The 4590-nt window shown below is 64.6% G+C and carries 4 protein-coding genes; 1 reads left to right on the top strand and 3 read right to left on the bottom strand.

Annotated features, from left to right (window positions below; translation table 11 throughout):
- The 3 genes from CAPSK01_RS15965 to CAPSK01_RS15955 form a co-directional block, all read right to left on the bottom strand.
- On the bottom strand, nucleotides 1-780 hold a 780-nt coding region (locus CAPSK01_RS15965), incomplete at its 3' end, for a phosphatase PAP2 family protein (protein ID WP_273703838.1).
- Nucleotides 729-2477 (bottom strand): bifunctional alpha/beta hydrolase/class I SAM-dependent methyltransferase, encoded by a 1749-nt coding sequence (locus CAPSK01_RS15960; protein ID WP_034928926.1) that lies wholly within the window; start codon nucleotides 2475-2477, stop codon nucleotides 729-731. The genes CAPSK01_RS15965 and CAPSK01_RS15960, both read right to left, overlap by 52 nt.
- A 37-nt stretch (nucleotides 2478-2514) precedes the next feature.
- Nucleotides 2515-3141, bottom strand: coding sequence for a CDP-alcohol phosphatidyltransferase family protein (locus tag CAPSK01_RS15955; protein WP_034929413.1), 627 nt, complete (start codon nucleotides 3139-3141; stop codon nucleotides 2515-2517).
- Between the two features lie 169 nt (nucleotides 3142-3310).
- On the opposite strand from CAPSK01_RS15955, the gene leuC reads away from it, so the two are divergent.
- A partial coding sequence (leuC, locus tag CAPSK01_RS15950; RefSeq protein ID WP_034929411.1) for a 3-isopropylmalate dehydratase large subunit occupies nucleotides 3311-4590 on the top strand: 1280 nt, incomplete at its 3' end.

Raw genomic sequence — 4590 nt, 5'->3', positions numbered from 1 at the left:
CGCCAGGCCGCCCACAGCCAGCGCCGCCGCCGCGTAGGCCAGCGCCAGATGCCACCGCGATCGCTCGCAGTGCAGGGCGGCACGGCGCAGCGGTGATCTGGCGTCGGTCGGAAACACCCACACCACGAAGCAGCCGAGCCACAGTCCGGTCGGAACGTCGAAGAAATGGTGTTGCCAGGTGGTCAGCACCGACACCCCGATCAGCAGGGCCACACCTACGACCAGCGCCTGGCAGGCGCGGGGCACGGCGCGCAGATACGGTTCGAGCAGCACCACGAGCAGGGCGATGTGTAGCGATGGCGCCTGGTTGTAGGGCTGGTCGAAGCGCATCAGGGCAGCGAACATCCAGCCGAATGCGCCGCTCACTTCGCCACGCTCGAAAGTGCAGCGCAAGGGGAAGAGCAGGAAGCTGCCGACGGCGATCAGTTGCGTCAGCAGCAGACGCCGGGCGTGTGTGTCGAGCTGGCGCCGTGTCGTGCACAGCAGCAGTGAAACGCCATAGAGCAGGTCGATCAGCCAGTACGGAACGATGGTCCAGGGCAGCAGCGGAATATGGCGCTCCCAGGCGAAGACGATGAAGCCGACCTCCGGTCGCTGGCTGCTGACCCAGGTCGCAAAGCCGTAGCTGGCGAAGAAGAATGGCCCCAGGAACAGTAGCCAGGCCAGTGCCCTGCGCCAGGGACGGGCTTCGGCTGCGGGTCCGGCGGGGCTTTCGCTGCGGTGCGGGCTCAATTCCGGCGGGCGAGTGAGACCGTGAACATCCCCCAGTCGTCGATCCATTGCTCGATCTTCGTAAAACCCGCGGCGCGCACCAGTTCGTCCAGTTCGGCCTGGGTGCGGCGGCGCATCACCCAGGCCTGGTGGCCGCGATGACTGGTGAGCGTGCGCGCGATCAGCTCGATCTGCGGATGCCAGGGTTGGCCGGTGTAGACCAGGTAAGCGCCGGTGTCGACAGCCCGGGCCAGGCCGCGCAGCGAACGCATCACCGGTTCGTTGTCGGAGAAGAGTTCGTAGAGGCCCGAAACGATCACCAGATTCGGTCTTGGCGTCAGTGCAGCGAGCGCTGCTTCGTCGAAAGCGTCCGCGGTTTCAAAGCGGGCGATGTCATCGAGTTGCCTGGCAGTGATCAGGGCCCGCCCCTGGCGGACGTTCAGGTCACTGAAATCACGCAGGACGATCGATTGCGGGCGCTCCGGCAACTGCGCGACGGCGTCAAGGACGTAACGTCCATGACCGGCGGCGGGATCAGCGATGCGAAGTGCCTGGCCGTCGTCCCGGAGTCCGTTTGCAGCCAAGGCAATCGCCTGCAGCAGGTGGGCTCTCCGCACTCGCACGCCGCGCCAACCGATCGAATCGAGGTAGCCACGATCGATCAGCCGGCCGATCATCAACCGGCCGCTGGCCTGGTTCAGGTAGACGTAGTCGAGGCTGCTGCCGGAATCGAAGCCGGTCGTCAGACCGATCCGGATACCGTCCGAGAGGCGACCCAGGGTGCGCATCGCCAGGCGAGTCAGGGCGAAATGGAGGGCGCGCGGCGAGACGGGCGGCAGCGGCTGACCAAGACGGATCTCCTCGTCGCGCGTATGGCCGTCGCGATGCGCCTGCAGCAGCGAATCGTTGGCCAGGGGGGCGCTGAACAGGCGCGCGATGAAGGCGCGGATCCGGTCGATGGCGAGCTTGCGATCGCGTTCTCCGAGCGTGTCGTGGAGGAAGTCGGGGAGCAGGTGGCGCTCCTTGACCGGCGAGCCCAGTCGTTCGAAGAAGCGGTCCTGTGGCGCGCGCTGCACGACCCAGTCCTTGCCGGAGATCAGCAGTTGCAGCGGCAGACGGATCGCGGCGGCATCCGCGACGATCCGGTCGGCCGCGTCGTAGAGACCGAGCAGAACACGCGCCGAAATGGCCCGGGTGACCAGCGGATCCTCGTCATAAGAACGCACGCGCTCGGGATCGTGGGTCAGGAATTTGGCCTTCACATAGGAGGTGATGAAAAAGTTGCCGAACAGTCGCTGCAGCAGCCTCAGCCCCGGCCGCGCCAGGGGAACATAGAGCTTGACCTGGAATGCTGGAGCGGTCAGCACCAGGCAGCGGATCTGCGGGGCGTAGTCGTGCGCCCAGGTCGCGGCCAGGACGGCGCCGACGCTCTGGCCGACGACGGCAAGATGGCTGCTGGCGATGGCGTAGCCGTCGCTGACGTGCCGGACGAAACGGTCGAGGTCCTTGACCAGGGCGGCAAAGCTCGGACTGTCGCCGCGTTTGCCCGGCGAGCGGCCGTGCCCACGCGCATCCCAGGCGAACATCGCGAAATCATCGAGTCCGAGTTCGTCGACGACATGCTGCAGTCGCCCCGAATGTTCGTGGCCGCGGTGGAGCAGCAACACCGCCCGGTCAGCGCTGGCGGCACCGACCGGCGGCCAGTAGCGGTAGAACAGCGTCGTGCCATCGTGAGTGGTGAATTGTTTTTCCTGCGCGACACGCATCCTGGTGGGTCTCCGATGGGTATTCCGGTTGATATTTCTATTGATCCTTGCCGGTGCCTTCTGCGACGACGCCGTGCCTGACCCGGTTGACGATGGTCATCAGCAACAACAGCACGACCAGCGCCATCACGGCCGACAACCACGCGCCGGGCGCGACGCCGGTGCCGAGCAGCAGTCCGAGCAAGCCAAAAACCAGCGCCCGGTCACTCTTGCCCATCGGTCCGTCATTGCAGCGACGGTGACCGCTCATCGCTCCCAGCACCCCGGCCATCTCGGAGGCATTCGCCAGACAGATCACCCCCACGGTGAGCGCGATGCCCACTTCGGGAAGAAAGGCAAAAGGCAGGTACAGTGCCGCATCGGAGAGCAGATCCGACAGTTCGTTGAGGTAGGCGCCGAGTGTCGAGGCTTGACCAAATTCACGGGCGAGCATGCCGTCGATCGCATTCAGCGCCATACGCAACAGAAACCACAGCGGCAACAGCAGAAACCATTGCAGGTGCCCGCTGTGCGCGGCGAGGGCAAGACCGCCTCCAAGCAGCAGCGAAGCGGCGCAGGTGCCTGCGGTCACCTGGTTGGCACTCAGACCCAGCCCGTGCAGGGCGCGTGCGGCAGGGCGCAGCAAGGCCTGGAAGCGGGGTTTCAGGGCATAAAGACTCATCAACACAGGAGCGGAAAGCGAAATGCTCAGGATGATAGCTCAAGATTGATTGGATCAAAGTGGTGGAGAGGCGGCAGTCTCTGACCTGGTGGCTGACAGCGGCGACAGCGGTGTGACATAATCCCCGCACTTGCCTGCCGATGCGGGCCGAACTTCTTCGGATGATCCATCAATGCCGCAGACCTTGTACGAAAAACTTTGGCAGGACCACGTCGTCCATCAGGAGGCCGACGGAACCGCGCTGATCTATATTGATCGCCATCTGGTGCACGAAGTGACCAGCCCACAGGCCTTCGAGGGTCTTCAGCTGGCTGGCCGCAAGCCCTGGCGCGTTTCTTCGATCGTCGCTACCGCTGATCACAACACGCCTACCGATCACTGGGATCGGGGCATCGAGGATCCCGTTTCGCGCCTGCAGGTCGAAACGCTCGACGCCAACATTCGTGCGGTCGGTGCGCTCGCCTATTTTCCATTCAGGGATCCGCGCCAGGGGATCGTTCATGTCGTCGGCCCGGAAAGCGGTGCGACCTTGCCGGGCATGACGGTCGTCTGCGGCGACTCGCACACCAGCACGCATGGCGCATTCGCGTGCATGGCGCACGGCATCGGCACCTCCGAGGTCGAACATGTTCTGGCCACGCAGTGCCTGCTCCAGAAGCCGTCGAAAACCATGCTCGTGCAGGTGGATGGGAGGCTCGCCAAGGGGGTGACAGCGAAGGACGTGGCGCTGGCGATCATTGGTCAGATCGGCACTGCCGGCGGCACTGGTTATGCCATCGAGTTCGCCGGGAGCACGATTCGCGGCTTGTCGATGGAAGGTCGGATGACACTCTGCAACATGGCCATCGAAGCCGGCGCACGCCTGGGTCTGGTAGCGGTCGACGAGGTCACGATCAATTATCTGCGTGGGCGTCCCTTTGCGCCGCAGGGGGCGCGCTGGGAACAGGCCGTTGCCACTTGGCGCGGCCTGCACAGCGATGCCGACGCTCGCTTTGATCGCGTTGTCGAGATCTCGGCTACGGGTATCCGGCCGCAGGTGACCTGGGGGACTTCGCCCGAAATGGTGGTGTCGATTGATGCCAGTGTGCCGGATCCGGCCAATGAAGCCGATCCGGTTAGGCGCGAAGGCATGGAACGGGCATTGCGCTACATGGGTTTGCGCCCCAGGCAGCCGATCCGGGAGATCAGACTCGACAAAATCTTCATCGGTTCGTGCACCAATTCGCGAATCGAGGACTTGCGGGCTGCCGCCGAGGTGGTTCAGGGCCGAACCATCGCCGGCAACATCCGGCTGGCGATGGTGGTTCCGGGTTCGGGACCGGTCAAACAGCAGGCGGAGCAAGAAGGGTTGGACAAGGTTTTTCTCGCTGCCGGGTTCGAGTGGCGAGAGCCCGGCTGTTCGATGTGCTTGGCGATGAATGCTGACCGCCTCGAAGCGGGTGAGCGTTGTGC

This window comes from Candidatus Accumulibacter vicinus (assembly GCF_000584955.1).
GTDB classification, from domain to species: domain Bacteria; phylum Pseudomonadota; class Gammaproteobacteria; order Burkholderiales; family Rhodocyclaceae; genus Accumulibacter; species Accumulibacter vicinus.
The sequence above is the reverse complement of the archived record's forward strand: the minus strand, read 5'-3'. Positions and strand labels throughout refer to the sequence as shown.